Origin of the sequence: Streptomyces aureocirculatus, assembly GCF_000720475.1 — a bacterium.
Taxonomy (GTDB): Bacteria; Actinomycetota; Actinomycetes; order Streptomycetales; family Streptomycetaceae; genus Streptomyces; species Streptomyces aureocirculatus.
This window is the reverse complement of record NZ_JOAP01000022.1, coordinates 172,901-192,586: the sequence shown is the minus strand read 5'-3', so window position 1 is coordinate 192,586 and position 19,686 is coordinate 172,901. Positions and strand designations below refer to the sequence as shown.

The 19,686-nt window shown below is 71.8% G+C and carries 22 protein-coding genes; 16 read left to right on the top strand and 6 right to left on the bottom strand.

Annotated elements, in window-relative coordinates:
* Positions 1–156 precede the first annotated feature (156 nt).
* The 6 genes from IG78_RS0121725 (at position 157) to IG78_RS0121700 (ending at position 3,788) form a co-directional block, all read left to right on the top strand.
* Complete coding sequence (locus IG78_RS0121725; protein WP_030565749.1) at positions 157–585, top strand: DUF6299 family protein; 429 nt, start codon at positions 157–159, stop codon at positions 583–585.
* 106 nt (positions 586–691) lie between these two features.
* The gene (locus IG78_RS0121720) at positions 692–1,417 is read left to right on the top strand and encodes a LysE family translocator (protein ID WP_030565747.1); all 726 of its coding nucleotides are present in this window, start codon (positions 692–694) and stop codon (positions 1,415–1,417) included.
* A gap of 147 nt (positions 1,418–1,564) precedes the next feature.
* Complete coding sequence (locus tag IG78_RS0121715; protein WP_030565745.1) at positions 1,565–2,215, top strand: PepSY domain-containing protein; 651 nt, start codon at positions 1,565–1,567, stop codon at positions 2,213–2,215.
* Positions 2,216–2,304: 89 nt separating this feature from the next.
* Positions 2,305–2,613 (top strand): hypothetical protein, encoded by a 309-nt coding sequence (locus IG78_RS0121710; protein ID WP_157855845.1) that lies wholly within the window; start codon positions 2,305–2,307, stop codon positions 2,611–2,613.
* Positions 2,614–2,779: 166 nt separating this feature from the next.
* Entirely contained in the window at positions 2,780–3,220 is a 441-nt protein-coding gene (locus tag IG78_RS0121705) for a nuclear transport factor 2 family protein (RefSeq protein WP_030565741.1), read from the top strand.
* Positions 3,221–3,440: 220 nt separating this feature from the next.
* The gene (locus IG78_RS0121700; RefSeq protein ID WP_030565739.1) at positions 3,441–3,788 is read left to right on the top strand and encodes a DoxX family protein; all 348 of its coding nucleotides are present in this window, start codon (positions 3,441–3,443) and stop codon (positions 3,786–3,788) included.
* 583 nt (positions 3,789–4,371) lie between these two features.
* On the opposite strand, the gene IG78_RS0121695 is transcribed toward IG78_RS0121700, so the two are convergent.
* Positions 4,372–5,223: an NAD(P)H-binding protein gene (locus tag IG78_RS0121695; protein ID WP_030565737.1), complete on the bottom strand. Its 852-nt coding sequence runs from the start codon at positions 5,221–5,223 to the stop codon at positions 4,372–4,374.
* 92 nt (positions 5,224–5,315) lie between these two features.
* Here IG78_RS0121695 and IG78_RS0121690 point away from each other — a divergent pair, with 92 nt between their 5' ends.
* The 3 genes from IG78_RS0121690 (at position 5,316) to IG78_RS0121680 (ending at position 6,793) form a co-directional block, all read left to right on the top strand.
* On the top strand, positions 5,316–5,690 hold the full coding sequence (locus tag IG78_RS0121690; protein ID WP_030565735.1) for a winged helix-turn-helix transcriptional regulator: 375 nt from the start codon (positions 5,316–5,318) through the stop codon (positions 5,688–5,690).
* Between the two features lie 76 nt (positions 5,691–5,766).
* Positions 5,767–5,994, top strand: a complete 228-nt coding sequence (locus tag IG78_RS0121685) for a DUF5133 domain-containing protein (RefSeq protein WP_051852825.1) — start codon at positions 5,767–5,769, stop codon at positions 5,992–5,994.
* A gap of 127 nt (positions 5,995–6,121) precedes the next feature.
* A complete protein-coding gene (locus IG78_RS0121680) occupies positions 6,122–6,793 on the top strand; it encodes a class I SAM-dependent methyltransferase (protein WP_030565732.1) in 672 nt (223 codons plus the stop codon).
* Between the two features lie 33 nt (positions 6,794–6,826).
* Here IG78_RS0121680 and IG78_RS0121675 read toward each other — a convergent pair whose 3' ends face one another.
* On the bottom strand, positions 6,827–7,675 hold the full coding sequence (locus IG78_RS0121675; protein ID WP_157855844.1) for a SecDF P1 head subdomain-containing protein: 849 nt from the start codon (positions 7,673–7,675) through the stop codon (positions 6,827–6,829).
* A gap of 581 nt (positions 7,676–8,256) precedes the next feature.
* Between IG78_RS0121675 and IG78_RS0121670 the strand changes: the two genes are divergently transcribed.
* Both IG78_RS0121670 and IG78_RS50200 read left to right on the top strand, forming a co-directional pair.
* Entirely contained in the window at positions 8,257–9,036 is a 780-nt protein-coding gene (locus tag IG78_RS0121670) for a GNAT family N-acetyltransferase (RefSeq protein ID WP_030565729.1), read from the top strand.
* A 172-nt stretch (positions 9,037–9,208) separates the two neighbouring features.
* Entirely contained in the window at positions 9,209–9,394 is a 186-nt protein-coding gene (locus IG78_RS50200) for a hypothetical protein (RefSeq protein WP_169749707.1), read from the top strand.
* Between the two features lie 80 nt (positions 9,395–9,474).
* On the opposite strand, the gene IG78_RS0121660 is transcribed toward IG78_RS50200, so the two are convergent.
* Positions 9,475–11,211, bottom strand: a complete 1,737-nt coding sequence (locus IG78_RS0121660) for a chitinase (RefSeq protein ID WP_030565725.1) — start codon at positions 11,209–11,211, stop codon at positions 9,475–9,477.
* A 715-nt stretch (positions 11,212–11,926) separates the two neighbouring features.
* Between IG78_RS0121660 and IG78_RS0121650 the strand changes: the two genes are divergently transcribed.
* From IG78_RS0121650 to IG78_RS0121640, 3 genes are all read left to right on the top strand, one after another.
* A complete protein-coding gene (locus IG78_RS0121650; RefSeq protein WP_030565723.1) occupies positions 11,927–12,259 on the top strand; it encodes a helix-turn-helix domain-containing protein in 333 nt (110 codons plus the stop codon).
* A 90-nt stretch (positions 12,260–12,349) separates the two neighbouring features.
* Complete coding sequence (gene trhA, locus IG78_RS42470) at positions 12,350–13,156, top strand: PAQR family membrane homeostasis protein TrhA (RefSeq protein ID WP_030565721.1); 807 nt, start codon at positions 12,350–12,352, stop codon at positions 13,154–13,156.
* Between the two features lie 188 nt (positions 13,157–13,344).
* The gene (locus IG78_RS0121640) at positions 13,345–14,595 is read left to right on the top strand and encodes a PP2C family protein-serine/threonine phosphatase (protein ID WP_030565719.1); all 1,251 of its coding nucleotides are present in this window, start codon (positions 13,345–13,347) and stop codon (positions 14,593–14,595) included.
* A gap of 72 nt (positions 14,596–14,667) precedes the next feature.
* Here the strand turns inward: IG78_RS0121640 and IG78_RS0121635 are convergent, their stop codons facing one another.
* Together IG78_RS0121635 and IG78_RS0121630 are read right to left on the bottom strand one after the other, a co-directional pair.
* A complete protein-coding gene (locus IG78_RS0121635; RefSeq protein WP_030565717.1) occupies positions 14,668–15,807 on the bottom strand; it encodes a fatty acid desaturase family protein in 1,140 nt (379 codons plus the stop codon).
* A 7-nt stretch (positions 15,808–15,814) separates the two neighbouring features.
* Positions 15,815–16,870 (bottom strand): ferredoxin reductase, encoded by a 1,056-nt coding sequence (locus tag IG78_RS0121630; protein WP_030565715.1) that lies wholly within the window; start codon positions 16,868–16,870, stop codon positions 15,815–15,817.
* Between the two features lie 87 nt (positions 16,871–16,957).
* Between IG78_RS0121630 and IG78_RS0121625 the strand changes: the two genes are divergently transcribed.
* Complete coding sequence (locus IG78_RS0121625) at positions 16,958–18,103, top strand: PucR family transcriptional regulator (RefSeq protein ID WP_030565713.1); 1,146 nt, start codon at positions 16,958–16,960, stop codon at positions 18,101–18,103.
* Positions 18,104–18,219: 116 nt separating this feature from the next.
* Positions 18,220–18,558 (top strand): thioredoxin family protein, encoded by a 339-nt coding sequence (locus IG78_RS0121620; protein ID WP_030565711.1) that lies wholly within the window; start codon positions 18,220–18,222, stop codon positions 18,556–18,558.
* A gap of 122 nt (positions 18,559–18,680) precedes the next feature.
* On the opposite strand, the gene IG78_RS0121615 is transcribed toward IG78_RS0121620, so the two are convergent.
* Positions 18,681–19,589 carry a GlxA family transcriptional regulator gene (locus IG78_RS0121615; protein WP_051852835.1) on the bottom strand — a complete coding sequence of 303 codons (909 nt, stop codon included), beginning with the start codon at positions 19,587–19,589 and terminating at the stop codon, positions 18,681–18,683.
* Positions 19,590–19,686: the final 97 nt, after the last annotated feature.

Genomic DNA, 19,686 nt, shown 5'->3' with positions numbered 1-19,686 from the left:
ACCTGGCCGCCTCGCCTTCAGGCCTGAACGCCGATTGCGGGCACCTGTCCATGCGGAGGGATGACGCGCCGCAGATGGGGTGACGGTCGCGCCCTCCCGCAGCACCCTGCCATATCAGTGGAAGCCACCCGCCCGAAATGAACTGGGAGGCATTCCATGCCCGTACGCCCCGTCCTCGGTGCCGCGCTCTGCACGGCGGCCGTGCTGTGTGTCCCGGCCGTTCCGGCCACCGCCGGTGTCGGTGAGAGGGTCACCGCCGACCCCGCCGGCACGATCTCCAAGAACAGCACCGTCACCCTGTCCGGCACCTACCGGTGCACCAACGCCACCGGGCCGGTGTTCGTCGCCGCCTCGGTCAGCCAGCGCGACCCCCGCATCAAGCAGTCCCTGAACGGCAGCCGCGCGGTGTGCGACGGCGCCGAGCGCCGCTGGCAGAACTCCGGCAAGCTCACGCCGGGTTCGGTGACTCCCGGCAGGGCGTGGGTGGAGGTCATCCTGATGGAACTGCGCTCCGCCGGCGGCCTGCCGCTGCCCCACTTCCACGCCGCCCAGCGCCAGCACGTCACCCTCACCAGCAAGGGCTGAGCCGCCGCTGCCGTTCCCGAGTCCAACTGCCTGCCCGCGGCGTCGGCGGGTACTCCACTTCCATGGCCAGGACGGATCATGGCCAGGGCGGAGCAAGGGAGCACGGATGTCGGTCGACCTTCTCGGTTTCCTCGGCGTGGTGCTGGTGGCCTATCTGGTCCCCGGCCCGGACTTCCTGGTGGTGGTGAGAGCGGCGGCCGAGGATCCCGCCAAGGGGCGGTCGGCGGCGCTGGGCGCGCAGACCGGGCTGTGCGTGCACATGCTCGCCGCCGCCGTCGGCCTCTCAGCGATCGCCGCCCACTCCCCGCCGGTGTACGCGGCGGTCAAACTGCTCGGGGCGGCCTACCTGGTGTTCCTGGGCGTACGGGCGGTACGCACGGCCCGGCGCACCGCCCGCCGACGGGCGCAGCAGCACCCCCAGGGGGCCGAGCGCCCCCAACCGCACGGACCCTGCCCGGACCCGGACCCGGACCCGGACCCGGACCCGGACCCGGATCTGGAACCTGCCGGTACGGCCGGTACGGCGGGCACGGACCACCGCCGCTCCGCCTTCACCCAGGGCCTGCTCACCAACGTACTCAACCCCAAAGCGGCCCTGTTCTTCCTCAGCGTCCTGCCGCAGTTCGTCCAGGGCGGCGGCTCACCGACCCGGCGGATCTTTCTCCTGGGCACCCTGGACGTCCTCATCGGCGTCCTCTACTGGTTCGCCCTCGTCGGCGCCGCCGCACGGCTGCGGGCCCTGCTCGCCCGGCCCGGGGCCCGCCACCGCTGGGAGCTGACCACCGGCTGGCTGTTCATCGCCCTGGGCATCGGAGTCGCCGCCCTGGCCTGAGACCCCGGGCAGCTCGCCGCGCGGACACGGCGTGCGGACAGTCCGTCGCCCTCGCCGCCCTCTGTCCATGCGCCGCACCGGTATCTCCCTTAACGTGCCCATATGATCACTAAAAGGAATGGTTGCGCTCCCGGACACCGGCGGCAGATGGCCCCGCGGGGCGCCGGTCTGGTGTGTGCGGCCGCCGTCGCGGCGGCGCTGCTCACGGGCTGCGGCAACGACGACGGCGACGACGGCGCGAAGACCGGCGCGGCCGGGACCTCCAAGGCCCCGACCTCGGCGCCGACGACCGCGAGCGGCGCCACCCTCACCGAGGACCAGGCCGAGCGCAAGGAACTCGTCCCCAAGGCCAAGGTCGGCTACGACAAGGCCCTGGACGCCGCGGTGGCGGCGGTGGACAAGTCCAAGCCGGTCTCGGTCGAGCTCAAGGGCACGCCGGACAAGCCCGTGTGGGAGACCGAGGTGGCCACGGCCGACGGCGCCGCCCACACCGTCGACGTCGACGCGGTCACCGGCAAGGCGGACAAGGCGCGCGCCAAGTCCGACGAGGACGCCGACGACAAGCGCGAGCTCGCGGACCGGCTCGGCAAGGCCAAGGTGAGCGCCCAGCAGGCCGCGCAGACCGCCACCGACAAGACCAAGGGCACCGTCACCTCCGTGGAACTGGAGGACTCCGACAAGGCGGGCACGCTGGTGTGGTCCGTCGACGTCGTGACGACCAAGGACTGGAACAAGACGACCTACGACATCGACGCGGTCAGCCGCAAGATCGTCAGGGAGCACGTCGACCGCGACTGAGCAGCGCGCTGGGATGCCCGCGGCGGCCGTGGCGGCGCCGCCGCGGCGCGGAAGTGGTGGACCCCCGGCCCGCGGGCGACCATGGCCTCATGAGCACCGACGAGATCATCACCGTGATCGCCGACGACGTCGAGTACCAGGACGTCGAGTACCAGGCAGCGGCCGACCTGACCCCGCCCGAGGGCCACCAGGCGTGGCACGCCACCCTCACCGCGCGGGACGACGCGACCGCGTACGCGATCTTCCTGGCGGGGGAGGGGAGGCTGCGCCTGCACGACGGCCGGGAAGGCGACTTCTGGACGCTGGTGCACCTCATCGACACCGACGGCGAGGAAGAGGCCTACCGGGTCAGGATCGAGGGGAAACAGGCCACCCCCTTCGCCCCCTCCGCCCGCTGACCCCCGCCCGGCCTTCCTCCCCTCCGAGGGACACCCGGGGTGCCCCCGGCGGGCCGGGGCGTGCCTTACCTCGCGGGTAATCGCCCCGGCCCGCCCGCACCCGGCAGGATCGGCGTCCTCTCCACGCCGACGGGGCGCGGAGCCACCGAAGGGGGAGATGTCCGCCATGTCTGAAGCCGCAGCCGCCCGCACGCGCACCGTGGTCGAGGAACTGCTGCGCCGGATCAGCGAGGGCGACCCCGAGCACATCAGCGCGCTGTACGCGCGGGGCGACTGGAAACTGGACTGGCCGCAGTCCGAGCACCACTCCGAGGCCACGCCCTGGATCCGGCACCGATCCACCCGCGCGGACGCGGCCGCCCACTACCGTGAGCTGGCCGAGCACCACATCCCGCAGCAGGCGGCGACCGAGGTCGAGCGCATCCTCATCGACGGCAACGACGCGGTCGTACTCGGCGAGATCCGCCAGACGGCCCGGCCGACCGGGCGCGCCTACTGCGCACGGTTCGCCCTGCACCTGACCGTCGAGGACGGCCTGATCACCCGTCACCACGTCTACGAGGACAGCCTCGCCGTCGCCCGGGCCTTCGAGCCCGAGCCCCGGTAACGAAGATTCACCAGCGCAGACCTGCGGTGGCAGGCATACGGTGCAGACCTGCGGTGGCAGACACGCGATGGCAGACACGCGGTGGCAGGCATGCGGTGAAAGTCGCTGTCTCCCGCCGGTCACACTCGCGCGGCGGGGCCCGTCATAGCGGTGAGGGGCCCGACGGGCCCGGCCGGCGCGGGGTTTCCCTGCCGGTGTCCGCCTGCTGAGGAGCCCTGTGATGTCCACCGCCCATCTCGTCGTCACCCTTGCCGCCGCCGCCATGACGGGTTTCTCGGCCCTGTCGGTGTTCCTGCGCGCCCCCTGGGTGGTCAAGCCCATGGCCGACTACGGCATCCCGACGACGTGGCTGCCGTGGCTGGGCGCGGCCAAGGCGGCGGGCGCGCTCGGCCTGGCGGCCGGGCTGTTCGTGCCGGTGGTGGGCGTGGCGGCCGGGGCCGGCCTGGTGCTGTACTTCGCCGGGGCCCTCGTCACCGTCGTGCGGGCGCGCTGGTACGGCCACAACCCCTTCCCCCTGGTGTACGCGGCACCGGTCGCCGGAGCGCTGGTACTGGGGCTCGCCGCCTGATCTGCCCGGCCTCGCCGAGCGCGGACGGCGGCCCACACGCGGGCCTGCGGGACAATGGCCGCATGACCATCTTCCGCTGTGCCCACTGCCGGCAGCCGGTGACCGGCGAAGTGGTGCCGGGGGAACCACCGCGGGGGTCCGAGCCGCCGCCGGGCTACGGGGGCGCTCCGCCCCGGATGGCTCGGGGAACCTTCAAGGCCGACTCCGGCGGCGGCCTTTTGATCCTGCACCCGGACGATGTTCCTGGGACGGCGTTGCACCCTGACCCGCAGCGTGTCAGTGGTTGCTGCGGGCCCGACGGCCAGGACGGCCCCAACCTCGTGTGCGCTGGATGCGGTGTCGAGGTGGCGACGAAAGAGTCCGACTGCTGGACCGACAATCTCGTGGCGTTGATGGCCGCCGCAGTGACCGAGGGACGCGAGAGGGGCGCCGGCGGCCGTGGACCTGGACCTGGACCTGGACCTGGACCTGGACCTGGATCTGGATCTGGATCTGAGTCATTGACCTGAGTCATCGCCGGACCCGCAGCAGCCGGCGGGGCAGCAATGACTCAGGGCCCGCCCGCTCAGCGGAAAGCGGCGATTCAGCGGAAAGCGGCGATATTGCGCTCGACCCAGTCGTCGAAGGAACGCGGCGCCCGGCCCAGGACGCGTTGCACGTCCGGGCTGATCCGCAGTTCGGCCGGGTTCGGGGCGGAGATGATGTCCAGGGTGTCGTCGGCGAGTTCCGCCGGCACGAACCGGGTCATCGTGGCCCTGGCCTCCTCGCGGGTGAGCTCACGGAACCCTACGGGCGAGCCCAGCGCGGCGCCGATCGCCTGCGCCTGCTGACGCGGCGTGATCACCTGCGGCCCGGTCAGCGTGTACACCCCGCCGGTGTGCCGGTCCTCCAGCAGGCAGGCCGCCGCGACCTCGGCGATGTCGGCAGGGTCGACGACCGGCACCCCGACGTCGCCGAAGGGCGCGGCCACCATCCCTTGCGTACGCACCGACTCCGCCCAGCCCAGGGCGTTGGAGGCGAAGCCGCCCGGCCGCAGGACGGCCCAGTCGAGGCCGGATCCGCGCAGCGTGTCCTCCAGCGCACGCATCGCGACCCGCGTCGCACCCAGCGGCCTGGTCGCCACCCCTTGCGAGGACAGCAGCACGACCCGGCGGACCCCGCCGGCCGCGGCCAGGCCGATGAGGTCGCCCGGCCCGGCCCCGGGGGCGTGCAGGTCGCCGGACAGCAGGAGGAACAGCGCCTTCGCCCCCGTGAACGCCGGGGCGAGGCTTGCCGGATCGGCCAGGTCGGCCACCACGTGCCGCACCCCCTCCGGCACCCCCTCCGGCACCGCCGCCGCGTGCCGCGACACCGCCGTCACCTGCTCGCCCGCCTCGGCCAGGGCCTGCGTCAAAGGCCGGCCGATATTCCCGGTAGCCCCGGTCACCACGATCATGTTCAGCTCCTCGTCCGTTGTGCTTGACGGGAGTTGACGCTAGGAGCCGGACTTACTTTCCGTAAGAACATACCCAGAGGTAAGCTCCGGACATGAGCGAAGGCGCGCAGTTGGCACAGGCCGGGACGGGCCGCCGCTATGAGGTGTTTCACACCGACTGCCCCGCCCGCGACATGGTCGACCACGTCACCAGCAGGTGGGGCATCTGGGTGCTGATCTCCTTGCGGAGCAACGACCTGCGGTTCTACGAGCTGCGCGACAGCATCCACGGCGTCAGCGAGAAGATGCTCGCGTCGACCCTGCGCGCCCTGGTCAAGGACGGCCTGATCTGGCGGCAGGTCGAGCCCACGACACCGCCCCAGGTCACCTACGGGCTGACCGAGTTCGGCCAGGACATCGGCGAGCCGCTGACGGACCTGTTCGACCGGATCACACGGCGGCTGCCGCCCCGCAGCCCCGCACAGTGAGGAATACCGGCCCGTCCCCGGGGCACACGACCTGGTGCACACCCCTGCGAGGAGCGGACACGAGGGAGAACCGGCGATGCTCAGGGCACACCAGGCCGTGCTGAAGGACTTGGTCGAGCAGTACGAGACGCTGTGCGCGCTGCACGCCGAGAAGGGCACCGAACAGACGCGGCGGCGCATGAACGACGCCGCCTACACGCTGTGTGCGGCCACCGGCACCCGGGAGATCGACACCGCGCTGCTCGTCGCCCGCCACCAGTTGTCCCGGACCCACACCCCGGGCGGCCCCCTGCTGTCCACCTGACCACGCGCACTCCCGCCCGCAGCCCGCATCGGACCCACCCTCCGAACGCGCCCTCCCGCACCCTGCCGGACCGCTGGGATCGCGCCCAAGAGGCCACCGGGTGAGGGCTGTTGCGTAGCCTGCGAGCGTGGACAGCGAACCCGACACCGGCACCTGGCTGGAAGAGACCAGGGCCTCCTACGACACCGTCGCCCTCGACTACGCCGACCAGGTACGCCACCTCCTGGACGACACACCCCAGGAACGCGCGGCCCTGGAGCGGTTCGCCGGGCGGGTGCGCGCCCGCGGCGGGGGACCGGTCGCGGACGTGGGCTGCGGGCCGGGGCGGATCACGGCGTACCTGCACGGCCTGGGCGTGGACGCCTTCGGCATCGACCTGTCGCCCCAGATGATCGAGGTGGCCCGCCGCGACCACCCGCACCTGCGCTTCGACGTCGGCTCCATGACCGACCTCGACCTCGCCGACACCTCGATGGCCGGTCTCGTCGCCTGGTACTCGCTGATCCACGTACCCGACGAGGAGATCGGCACGGTCCTCACCCACTTGTGGCGCGTGCTGCGGCCCGGCGCCCCGCTGCTGCTCGCCTTCCACGTCGGCAACGCCGCACAGCTCAAGACCACGGGGTACGGCGGCCACCCGATGCACCTCCACGTCCACCGCCGCCGGCCCGCCCGCATGACCGCCTGGCTCGACGACGCCGGCTTCACCACCGAGGCACTCCACACCCTCACCTCCCCCGAGAGCACCCTCGGCGGCATCCTCCTGGCCCGCCGCCGCCCCGGCATCCCCCTGGCGTAGGGCCGCCCGCGCGTTGCCCGCGGCCCGGCGCGCTCAGCCGGACACCTGCAGCCGCACCGGCAGCGCCCCGGCGGAGAGCTGCGCGGCCAGTTCCTCGGCCGATGAGCGGGTGAAGCTCCCCGAGATCTGCACCCGGCCGTCGGTGAGCTGCTGCTGGACGACGGGGGCGGAGATCACCGTGCCGTCCAGGACCATGGCCAACTGGTTGGCGGGCGGTGCTTTGGGGGCGAGTTCGGCCGTCAGGGCGGCGAACCTGCGCGCGCCGGCGGCGGTGAAGGTGACATCCACCAGCCAGCCCTGCGCGCTCTGCTCGTCCAGGCGCGCCCGCGCCCTGGCCACATCGGTGCCCGGCACGGCGACCGGGCCCAGGTCGTAGCGGACGTCGGAACCGTTCGTGGCGCAGGCCGAAAGCGGTTTTTCCGAGGGCCCGCCGGCCGGAGGGCACTGGGCCTTGGCGGTGACCGGCGCCTGGTTGCGGACGGGGCGGAAGTCGAGCCGGGCCTGCTCGCCGAGCACTCTGAGCTTCGCCTTCGACGCACCCGGCGCGCTCACCGTGATGGCGCCGGCGGCAACATCGACGCGGGTCTCGCGCAAACCCATCGCGGTGGCCCGGTGCCGCATCAGGGCCGCGGCGCTCTTCAGGCCCGCCGTGTCCTGCCCGGCGGCGGGCCTGAAGGTCAGGCTGGTACGGGCCGCGGCGGGGCCCGGCGTACCGGCGGCGTCCTCCGCGCCGCCGGTGCCCTCCTCGCCGTCCCCGGACGAGCCGCCGCCGCACGCCGTCAGCACGAGCAGCGCGGCCCCCGCCGCCACCCCACCCCGCACCCGCCGCCGCAGCCTGCCCGCCGCTCGTTGCGCCCTGCCGGTCCCGTGTCTGGAGATCACTGCGCCGTCCGTTCCTGGGGGTCGTGGCGGGAGCCCGCCGTCCGTGAGGCTGCCGGATGCCGTGCTGCCGTGCTGCCGGGATTTCGTGCTGCCGGGATGCTGCGCTGCCGGGATGCCGGGATGCCGCACAGGACGATACGGCGCCCGGCGCCAGGCCCGCAGGCACAAGCGGCAGCCCGCACCGCCTGGGGGCACCCGTGCCCGCCGGGGCGAGCCGAACCTGTCCGGGGCGACCCGAGCCCGCCCGGGCCGGGCGTCCCGTATCCGCCCGCGGTGACCTGACCGCCCGTCAAGAACACGGCCCGCGGCGGAGCCCCCGGGCACGCGCGCGGGCGCCGCCCGCCCGCGGCCACTACCGCGGCGACCGCGCGGTCAAGGCTACCTAAAGCGCCGATTTGCCCCGTCCTGGGGCCCGTATGTCACAGTGGCCGTCCCGGTCGGGCGGGCGTGTGCGCGCGGTCCCTGCCGGGGTCCCCGACCTCGACACCACGGTCCCGGCCGTGCCCTCGGGCATGCCCGGCCGGCCGCTCACCCGAGCACCCCGAACTCCCTCCCGTACCCCACTTCCTTGGCTGAGAGCGATGCAGGCAACGACTCTTGTCCCCCGGACCGCCGACCTGTTCGACCAGGGCCTGGAACACCAGTCGGGCGCGGCCCTGCTGCGCTTCGGCGCCGCCCGGCGCCGCCAGGACGGCCCGGCCGGTCCCCACGGCCCCGCGGGCTGGTCCGGTGACGGTGCCGTCGCCTGGCTGGACGCCGGGCGCGGGCATGTGTGGAGCGTCGGAGACGCGGCCACCGCCGCGGACCTCGTACTGCACGCCGAGCGTGAACTGCGCGGCACGGTCAGGGAGTTCACCGGCCCGCGGGGCGTCGAGGCGCACGTGGGGGAGCGCCTTGGACTCACCGACGTGGTGGAGTGGGTCTTTCGCTGGACGCTCGCCGAACCGCCCGCCATGCCGGGCGAGGAGCGGGTGACCCGGCTCGGCGCCGAGCACCACGAGGAACTGCTCGCCTTCCTCGGCGAACACAGCCCGGCCCACTCCACGGGCCCCGGCTGCGCGGACGTCAGTTGCTGGGCGGGGATACGCGACGCGCGCGGGCACCTGGTGGCCTGCGGCGCGCTGAGCCGCCTGCGCGACAGCGGGGCACCGCTGATGGCCTCCGTCGCCACCGACACCCGCCTGCGCGGCCAGGGCCTGGGCGCCGCCCTCACCGCCTGGCTGACCAGGTACGCGGTACGCGAGCACGGCCTGTGCACGCTGTGGCAGCTCGCCGGCAACGCGCCCGCCCAGCGGCTCTACGACCGGCTCGGCTACCGCGACGAGGACCTGTGCACCTCGGCCCGCATCACCGGCCGGTGACCCGGCGCTCCCGCATCACCGGCGGGTGAGCCCGCCTCGTAGCTCGGCTCAGATACTTGCGCAGCGGCGTCTGGTACTCCTCCGCGAACGTGCGACCTGCTCCTTCGTCATCCGCAGCCCTGAGCGGTGGATCTGGTTCCAGCCCGCGGCGGCGTCGTACCCGGCGACGGCCGTGCTGCTACTGGACGACGCATGGTTCGACGTCGTGACGGCCGGGCGCGCGGTGGTCTTGTCGTTGACGCCGGCCTGCGTACTGGAGCTGCCCCTGGCGATACTGTGCGCTGTCACCGCGCTGCGGCCGCCAGGGATGGTTCCCGTTCAGGCGGCCGTGGCGCAACGGGAGGCCGCCCATGTCTGACCGGCTGGATGCCCGGACGCGGGAGGAGACGTGCGGGCCGTGGTGAACGGCCCGCACGCCCCCTCCCGCCGGGCCGTTCGCTAGGGAAGGCTGTGCACCTTCGGGCCCACGGAGTTCGACCAGGTGCTGCCCGCCGTCGCGTCCCAGTTCGTGGACCATGTCATGGCGCCGCGCAGCGAGGGATAGGTCCTGGACGGCTTGAAGGAGCCGCAGCCGGTGCCGCGGGTCAGGCAGTCCAGGGCGTTGTTCACGACCGAGGGGGCCACATAGCCGCCGCCCGCGGCGCGCGTCGAGGCCGGGACGCCTAGCCCGACCTGCGAAGGATCGAGGCCGCCCTCCAACTGGATGCAGGCGAGCGCGGTCAAAAAGTCCACGCTGCCCTGGCTGTAGACCTTGCCGTCACAGCCCAGCATCGAACCGCTGTTGTAGTACTGCGTGTTGACGACCGTGAGGATGTCCTTCACGTTCAGCGCCGTCTGGAAGTAGCCGCCGGAGGTGGACTGCATGTCGATGGTCTGCGGCGCCATCGTGAGCACCATCTTCGGGCCCGCCTTGGCCGAGAGCTGGCGCAGCGCCTTGGACATGTAGGTGGGGTTGATGCCGTTCTCCAGGTCGATGTCGACGCCGTTGAACCCGTACTCCTGCATCAGTGCGTAGGCGCTGTTGGCGAACGCCGCCGCGGAGGCGTCACTGTTGACGGAGATGGTGCCCTTCTCGCCGCCGACCGAGAGGACCACGGACTTGCCCGCGGCCTTCTTCGCGGCGATGTCGGCCTTGAAGTCGGCGGTGGAGGCGTAGCCGACGGCCGGGTCCAGGTTGAAGGTGATCTGGCCGGGCGTGGGGGTGGCGTCGGCGAAGGAGACGGCGATGATGTCGTACTGCGAGGACACCTCCCGCAGCTTCTGCACGCTCGCGCCGTTGTTGAAGTTCTGCCAGTAGCCGGTCAGCGCGTGCCTGGGCACGGTGCCGTCCCCGCCGCCGTCGCCCTTGGCGGTGCGTACGGACACCGCCGCCGACTTCGCGGACTCGCCCGCCCCGTTGGAGGCGCTCACCTGGAAGCTGTACGTGGTCTCCGGTGCGAGGCCGGTGACGGTCGTGGCGGCACCGCCGGGGGAGGCGACCTTCGTGCCGTCGCGGTAGACGGTGTAGCCGGTGGCCGTGGACACCGGGGTCCAGGACAGCTCCACCGACGTGGACGTCGTCGCGCCCGCCGCGAGGCCGGCCGGCACGGCCGGTATCTCCACCGGGTCGGTGCCGCCGCCCCCGTCGGGGCCGAGGACGCTCACATCGTCCACGTAGTAGGCGCTCTGCCCGTACCAGCCGTGCGTGTACACGGTGACCGACGTGGTGTTCGCACCCGTGGTGAAGCTGGTGGAGAGCTGCTGCCAGGAGGAGGTGCCCGGCGTCCAGGTCGACACGTCGGTGGTGCCGGTGCCGCGGGCACCGAGGTAGGCGTAGCTGCCCTGCACCCAACTGCTCAGCTTGTACGTCGAATTGGGCTTCACCTTGACGATCTGGGAACACTCGGCGGTGCCCTGGCCCGAGGGAGTGGCCCTGAGCGCCTTCGCGCCGCCGTGCACGGGGGAGGTGACGGCGGCACCGCTGTCCGCGGCGCAGGTCCAGTTGGACAGGTCCGCCTCGAACCCGGCGTTCTTGGCCACGTTGACGTCCGCCGCCCCGGCGCCCGCCGCCACGGGCTGCGCCGACTGCGCGGGCGCGGCGAGCGCGGTGACGGCGAGCGCGGCGGCCGCACCGGCGGCGATCACCGCGCCGATCCTTTGGCGAACGCCGGGTCTGCCCTGACGTACACGGTCCACGGAGTGCCTCCAGCAAGAGGTGGGGGACGGAAGCCGAGGGCGGTGGGCACCGCCACTGCGCGCAAAGTTGGTCCAGACCAATCAAGTTGTCAAGACCTCCGGAGCGGCGAACCCGCTGACCCGGCGCAACTGGCGGGCGCCGCAACGCGAATCGCTGCTCGACGGCCGATTACCTCCCACTGGACACACAGAAAATCTGTGCTGGCTGGGGTAGACATTGGGTGGTGATGTGGTTATGGTTTCTCTCGTAGCACAGAGAGGAAACAGGGCCTGGCAGACACGAACTGCCGGGCGGCAGTCTGTAGTTGCGCAGTATGTAGTTGCAGTGCGCAGGACGGTGCGGTGGTGGAGTTCCGGAGCCAGGGTTTGCAGGACGGTGACGGGACTGACGACCGGACCGGGTGGCCCGCAGTGATCAGGGGCCGCCGTGAGCAGTACCAGCATTGAGGGAATGAACGGAGGAATCGGGCGCCATCAGGATCGCCCGGGTGGAAACCTTGAACCCGGGTACCGCAGGACATCGATAGTGAGGTGGTCTCCGGTCGAGCAACCGCGATCCCAGCATCCCCGGCAGCAGTTCGGCCGGGTGTGCGGACACAGAAGGCCGGTGCAGTAACAGCCGGCAGATGGTGTAGCAGTTCCTTCGGGCCCTGGCGCCGCACGGCGCCAGGGCCCTCCACGCGTTCAACGGCCACGCGTTCAACAGAGAGGTCAGATGACAGCAGACCACACCTTCAGCCGACTCGACGACGACGATTACCCCGCCTACACCACGGGCCGGGCCGCCGAGATACTCGGCACCACCCAGGGCTTCCTGCGCGCCATCGGCGACGCCCGCCTCATCACCCCGCTGCGCTCGGAGGGCGGCCACCGCCGCTACTCCCGCTACCAACTGCGTATCGCCGCCCGCGCCCGGGAACTCGTAGACGCGGGGACCCCCGTCGAGGCCGCGTGCCGCATCATCGCCCTTGAGGACCAGCTCGAGGAAGCCCAGCGCATCAACGCCGAACACCGCCGCGGTACGGCCCTGCACACAGCCGCCACCTGATACGCGGTCCGCGATGCCCCCGCCCGACCGCACGCTTCCCCCTTCCAAGACCTTTCAAGACCTTTCAAGACCTTTCAAGAATATGAGCGCATGATCGCCGAAGACACTGAGCCGCCGTCCCGCGGACGGCAGCCCCAGCCCGGCCCGGGCGACCCGCCCGAGTCCCCGCGTATCCCGGCGATGGACGCCGCTGCCGCCGCACCAGGCCGGCTGACTGCCGCTACCGGCCCGGAAGGCGGCCCGGAAGGCGGGGCGGAGCGGGCCGCGGCCGCGCTGAAGCCGCGGCTGCGCGGCTGGCTGCACGCCGGCGTGTTCCCCCTGGCGCTGGTCGGCGGCATCGTCCTGATCGCCGTTTCGCGCACGGGCGCGGCAGTGGCGGCCTGCTCGGTGTACGCGGTGTCGGCGTGCCTGCTGTTCGCTACCAGCGCGGTCTACCACCGCAGAACGTGGGGCCCGCGCGGGGAGGCGGTCCTGCGGCGGCTGGACCACGCGAACATATTTCTGATCATTGCCGGCACCTACACCCCATTGGCGGTACTGCTGCTGCCCGAAGGACGGCAGCGGGTGCTGCTGGCGGTGGTGTGGGCGGGCGCGCTGGCCGGCATCGCCTTCCGCATGCTGTGGATCGCAGCTCCCCGCTGGCTGTACACCCCGTGTTACATCGCGCTGGGCTGGGTGGCCGTCTTCAACCTGCCCGACTTCGCGCGCACCGGCGGCACCGGTCTCGTCGCGCTCGTCATCACCGGCGGTCTGCTCTACACCGCTGGGGCCGTCGTCTACGGACTCAAGCGCCCCAACCCCTCACCGGCCTGGTTCGGCTTCCACGAGGTCTTCCACACCCTGACCATCGCCGCCTTCAGCGCGCACTACACCGCCATCCTCCTCGCGGCCACCTGAGGGCGATCAGCGGACACAAGCCGGGCCCGGTGGTGCAATGTGAGCTGTCCGGGCACCGGGCCCGGAACAGGTCTTCCGCGTCTTTCCGGGCGAAGTCCCTGAGCGTTTCACCGAGCCATGGAGGAGTCGCTGTGACCGTAGGAGGGCCGGATGCCGGGCGGATCTCTCGTCTTCCCCGGGGCAGGGCGATGACGTTGGCGGGGACGTTGGAGGCGGCGGAGGCCGCGGCGCCGGTGGAGTCGCTCGATGTGGTCGCGCGCATGCTCCAGGAGCGCCTCGGGGCGGTGTCGGTGTCGTTCCTGATCACCGATTTCACCGGCAGTTCGGTCGTGCGGCTGGGGGCTGCGGGCAGCGTCGACACCGATGAACCCGCCCGGCGGATCACGCTCCGGGGCACCCTGTACGACGATGTGCTCCGTACCCAGCGGCCGGGCGTGGAGGACCAGGGCGGTCCGGTGCGGATCGTGGCCCCGGTGACCAACCGCGGGGATGCCATCGGGCTCCTCGAACTGTTCCTGCCGGCGGCGCCGGACGCGGAGGTGATGCGGGAGGTCGGCGAGACCGCGCACGCGCTGGCGTACCTCGTCATCGCCAACCGGTCCTTCACCGACGTGTATCAGTGGGGACGCCGGACCAAGCCGCTGAGTCTGGCCGCGGAGATCCAGCACCAACTGCTCCCGGCGTCGCTGGCCTGCGAGGCGGCGCAGTTCGCTGTGGCCGGGGCGCTGGAGCCGGCCGACCACGTCGGCGGTGACACCTTCGACTACGCGATCGGCAGGGACACCGTCCAGCTCTCCGTCACCGATGCCATGGGGCACGATGTCCAGGCCGCGCTGCTGGCCACCCTGGCGGTGGGCGCCCTGCGCCGGGCCCGGCGGGCCGGTGCCGATCTCGCCGAGCAGGCCGGCCAGGCAGACCAGGCCGTGCGCGAGCACGGCCGCAAGGGCTACGTCACCGGCCAGCTCCTGCGCATCCGCCTGATCGACGGCAAGACCGAGTTCATCAACGCCGGGCACCCCTGGCCGCTGCGGATGCGGGACGGACAGGTGCGGGAGATCACCCCGAAGATCGATATGCCCTTCGGCTTCGAGGCCCCTCACAGCTACCGGGTCCAGTCGCTGGACCTGCGTCCGGGCGACCGGCTGGTGATGCTGACCGACGGCATGCTGGAGCACAACGCAGACAGCGTCGACCTGTCCGACCTGATCGCGCGTACCCGCGATCTGCATCCCCGCGAGGCCGCCCGCACCCTCATCGCGGCGATCGTCGACGCGAACGACGGCCACCTGCAGGACGACGCGACCGTCATGTGCCTGGACTGGCACGGCACCAGCCACCCCCAGCGGGACGCCGCCACCGGCGCCGACCTCACCGACGCCTCACAACCGTCACCGACGGGACGGGCCACTCCCGGGCGGTGGCCCGCGGCGTTCAACTGAGCGGTTGGCGCTGTCTCACCGGACCCGGCGGTGCCGCCGGTACGGCCGGAAGATCTGAACCAGTACCGGGAATCAGGCCGCGACGAGCTCCCGCTCACGGTCCGGCGCCGTGGCCTTGGGCTTCTTGTTCGGCAGCGAGGGCTTCTTGTTCGGCAGCGAGAGCCGGAAGACCTTGTGCCACGCGGAGAACACCTGCTTGGGCAGCGGCCCGGTGACGTACTCCAGCTCGTACTTCTCGAACAGCGCGCGCACCTTCACCGCGACCTCGGCGTACCGGTTGCTCGGCAGGTCCGGGAACAGGTGGTGCTCGATCTGGTGCGACAGGTTGCCGGTCATGAAGTGCATGGCCCTGCTGCCGCTGATGTTCGCCGAGCCCATCATCTGGCGCAGATACCACTGGCCGCGCGTCTCGCCCTTGATCGACCGGCGCTCGAAGACCTGCACGCCCTCGGGGAAGTGCCCGCACATGATCACCGAGTGGGACCAGATGTTGCGGACCAGGTTCGCGGTGAACGTGGCGCCGAGCGTGGTGAGGAAAGAGGGGCCCGAAAGCAGCGGGTGGATCACGTAGTCCTTGAGCACCTGCTTGCGGATCTTGCGGCCCACGGCCTTGGCCCGCGCGCGGAACTCCGGGTTCTTGCGGCGCGCCTTGCTGAGGTTCTTGCCCAGCTCCAGGTCGTACGCTGCGATGCCGTACTCGAAGAAGCAGGCGTTGAGGAAGTTCCACAGCGGCTGGCCGAGGTGGATCGGGTGCCACTTCTGGTCCTCGTCGACGCGCATGATGCCGTAGCCGAGGTCGTTGTCCTTGCCGATCACGTTGGTGTACGTGTGGTGCAGCTCGTTGTGCGAGTGCTTCCACTGCTCGGACGGCGAGACATGATCCCACTCCCAGGTGGTGGAGTGAATCTTGGGGTCCCGCATCCAGTCCCACTGGCCGTGCAGGACGTTGTGGCCGATCTCCATGTTGTCCATGATCTTCGCCACGGACAGACCGGCGGTGCCGAGCAGCCACGCGGGCGGGAAGCTCGAGAACAGCAGCACGCCCCTGCTGGCCAGCTCCAGCTTGCGCTGCACCGAGATGACCTTACGGATGTAGGCGGCGTCCTTCTCGCCGCGCCCGGCGATCACCTCGTCGCGGATCGCGTCCAGCTCGCGGCCGAGCTCCTCGATCTGCTCCGCGGTCAGATGGGCGGTGGGGTCGATGGCGGTCAAGGTGCTCCTACCGTTCGATGTCGCAGGGGCCCGCCGCGGCGGACACGCAGGTCTGGATGAGGACGCCCGGCTCGGCCTCGGTGATCTCGCCGGTGCGCAGGTCGCGGACGGCGCCCGCCTTGAGCGGCGTGACGCAGCCGAAGCAGATGCCCATGCGGCACCCGGAGGGCATGAGCACGCCGGCCTCCTCGCCGATGTCAAGCAGCGGCGTGGCGCCGTCCGCGTCGACGGTCTTGCCGGTGGCGCTGAACGTGACCTCGCCGCCGGCGCCGGCGACGACGACGGTGGGGCGGAAGCGTTCGGTGTGCAGGCGCTCTTGTACGCCGTGCACGCGCCAGTGCTCTTCGGCGGCGTCGAGCAGGCCCGCGGGCCCGCAAGCCCAGGTCTCACGCTCGGCCCAGTCGGGCACGAGTTCGCCGAGGCGGGCGATGTCGAGCATGCCGTCCGTGGCGGTGTGCACCTCGGTGAGCCGCAGCTTCTTGTCCGCGACCAGGTCGTGCAGTTCATCGCGGAAGATCACGTCCTGCGGCTGTGGCGCGCAGTGGACCATGACGGCGTCGTCGAACTCGATGTCGCGCAGCATGCCCATCACGGGCGTGATGCCGCTGCCGGCCGTCAGGTAGAGCACCTTGGGGGGCGTGGCCCGCGGCAGCACGAAATCACCGGTCGGCTGGTCGAGCTGGATCAGCGTGCCCGGTTTGGCCCTGCGCACCAAGTGGTTGCTGACCTTGCCGTCCGGGATCGCCTTCACGGTGATCGTGACGCGGCCGTCCTGGCGGTTCGTCGGCGAGGTGATGGAGTAGGCACGCCACAGGCGCACCCCGTCGACGTCGACCCCGATCCGCACGTACTGACCGGCTGTGTGGCCGCGCCAGCCCCGTCCCGGCCTGATCACGACAGTCGCGGCGGCACCCGTCTCGGGGTGCACGGCCTCGATGCGCCCCCGCAGATCAGCGCCCGCACGCAGCGGGCTGACCAGGTCGAGGTAGTCCGACGGCAGCAGCGGCGTCGTGACCATCTCCAGCAGTTTCCATGCCCTGCTGCGGAGGGCTGCACTCGTCATGACTCCAGCTTGCTGCGCCTCAGGGCGTAAAGTCCTGACCGCAGGACGTAAATCTGATCGGTTGAATTGTTCACAGGGAACAAAAACGTGAGCCATGCAATCCAAAGGGCCAGCGAACTGGCCCTGGATGAGACGACGGTCACGGCCCTTCGGGCCGCGCTGAAGACTACCGCCGACGAGGTCGTCCAGGCGATCATCGACGAGGTCCCTCCCTACGCAGGCGCCCTTTCGGGCCACATGGGCGCCACCATCCGCCGAGCCGTCCGCACCGCCCTGGGACACTACCTGGACCTCGCCAGCGGGAACGCCACAGGCGGCGACGCCGGTGACGCGGCCTATGAGTTGGGCCGCGGCGAGGTGCGCGACGGCCGTTCGATGGACGCCCTGCTCGGCGCCTACCGCGTCGGCGCCCGCGTGGCCTGGCGATGCCTGGCAGCGGGTGCCGTACACGCAGGTCTGCCCGCCGCCGAGGTCGCCAAGTTCGCCGAGCTGACCTTCGCCTACATCGACGAGCTCTCCGCCGCGAGCGCCGCGGGCCACGCCGACGAACTGGCCGCCCGGGGCAGGGCCCACGAGCGCCACCTGGAACACCTGGCCCGTGACCTCCTCGCCGGCGCGAGCCCGGACGTACTGCTGGCTTCCGCGCAACGGGCCGGGTGGCAGCCCCCGGATTCGCTGACCGCGGTCCTGCTGCCCGCCGCCCAGGCCCGGCCCGCCTACCGCGCGCTCGACCCGAGCACCCTCGTCCTCGACGATCTGCCGGACGCCACCGGTGTGCTGCTCGTCCCCGATGCGGACCGATCACATCTCTTGCGGCAGTTGACCGACCGCACCGCCGTGGTCGGCCCGGCCCGGCCATGGACGCGTGCGTCCGCCTCGTACGCACGAGCCGAACGCGCGCGCACCCTCTCCTCTGGTATCCGCGACACCGAGGACCACCTGCCCGAGCTGGTGCTGAGCGCCGACGCGGACGCGTTCGCAGACCTGCGTGCCCGAGCCCTCGCACCGTTGCGGACCTTGTCTGCCGCGACCGCACGGCGGCTGGAGGAGACGTTGCGGGCGTGGCTGCTGCACCAGGGCAGGCGGGAGGAGGTGGCGGCGGCGTTGTTCGTCCATCCCCAGACAGTCCGCTACCGGATGTCGCAACTGCGGGAGCTGTTTCCGGATCTCGCATCGCCGCACCGGGTCCTTGAACTGACGCTGGCGGTCGGCCTTCGAGCATCTGGCCGGTGATCTGGGCCGCCATGCCCTGGAAAACGGCCTTCATGCCGTCGTGGGCGGGCGGGCCCCGGCACACCGCGCAAGGGATGATGGGGAGGGAACAACGGACGTGAGGTACAGGAGCTTCCATGGTGAAGCGGGTTCACCGACCCCGTGAGGACGCGGAGTTCGATTTCATCCTCGGGATGAGCGCAGTTCCGGTCCTCGCGTACTTCACCGGGACCTGGCCCAAGGCCATCGAGCCCTGCCGGGTGATGGACCTCGTCGTGGGGGGCATCGCCGACGACTACACGGGCCGCCTGACGGCCGTCCGCGCCGACCTCACGCGTTGCCCGGCCGCAGCCGAGCGATACGGGATCACCGGCGCCCCCTCCTGCGTCCTGCTGAAGGAGGGGGAGGCGGTGGCGCACGGCACGGGGCCCATGACCGTCGCCGAGATACGGCAGTTCCTGGACGGCCACCTCTGAACGGCCACTGCGGCACCTGGCCGCGACGCCCCTCACCTCTCGTCCAGGGGAGCTGCGCCGCCTGAGACACCTCGGGGCCGAGACACCCGGCCCGGCCCGGCCGGGCCCCTGTTGAGACAGGCTTACGGGGTGCTGGTGAAGGAGCGGCGGTAGGAGCGCGGCGGCACCCCGCGGCGGCGCACGAACTGTTCGCGCAGCACGGCCGCGCTGCCGTATCCGACGCGGCGGGCGATCTCCTCGACGGGCAGATCCGTGCTCTCCAGGAGTTCCTCGGCGCCGCTCAGGCGCAGGCCCCGCAGCCAGGCGTGCGGGGTGGTGCCGGTCGCGGCGGTGAAGCGGCGGGCGAAGGAGCGTTTGCTCATCACCGCACGCCGGGCCAGTTCCGCGACCGGCAGCGGCTCGTGGAGGTTCTCGCGGGCCCACGCCAGGACCTCGGCGAGCCGCTCGTCACGGCAGTCCTCGGGGACGGGAACGGCCAGGTACTGCGCCTGCCCGCCGTCGCGATGGGAGGGCAGCACCACATCGCGGGCCACCGCGTTGGCCATCGCCGCCCCGTGCTCGCGCCGCAGCAGATGCAGACACAGATCGAAGCCCGCGGCGGCGCCCGCGCCCGTGACAACGCTGCCCCCGTCGACGTAGAGGGCGTCGGCCTCGACGCTGACCTGCGGGTGGCGCTCGGCGAGCAGACCGGCGAACCGCCAGTGGGTGGTGGCCCGCCGCCCGTCGAGCAGCCCGGCCGCGGCCAGCGCGAACGCGCCCACGCAGTGGGCCGCCACCAGCGCGCCCCGCTCATGTGCCGCCGCCAGCGCCCGGAGCACGGCGGGAGCGGGCGGCGTACGGAAGCCGGCCCCCGGCAGGGCGATCACCAAGTCGGCCTTGGCGAGCCGGTCCAGGCCATGCGTGACGGTGAGCGGCACCCCCACGTCGGTGACCACCGTCCCGGGCCGCTCGGCGCACAGGGCGAAGTCGAAGCCGGGCGCCGCCGGGCCGTGCGGGGCGAAGACCTCGGTGACGATGCCCACGGCGAGCATGCCGACGGCCCCTGGGGCGTAGGCGGCGACGGTCGAGAAGGCAGGCACCCGCGCAGTGTGCCACGGGTGGCACCAATCCTGCGATCAGCGGCAGATG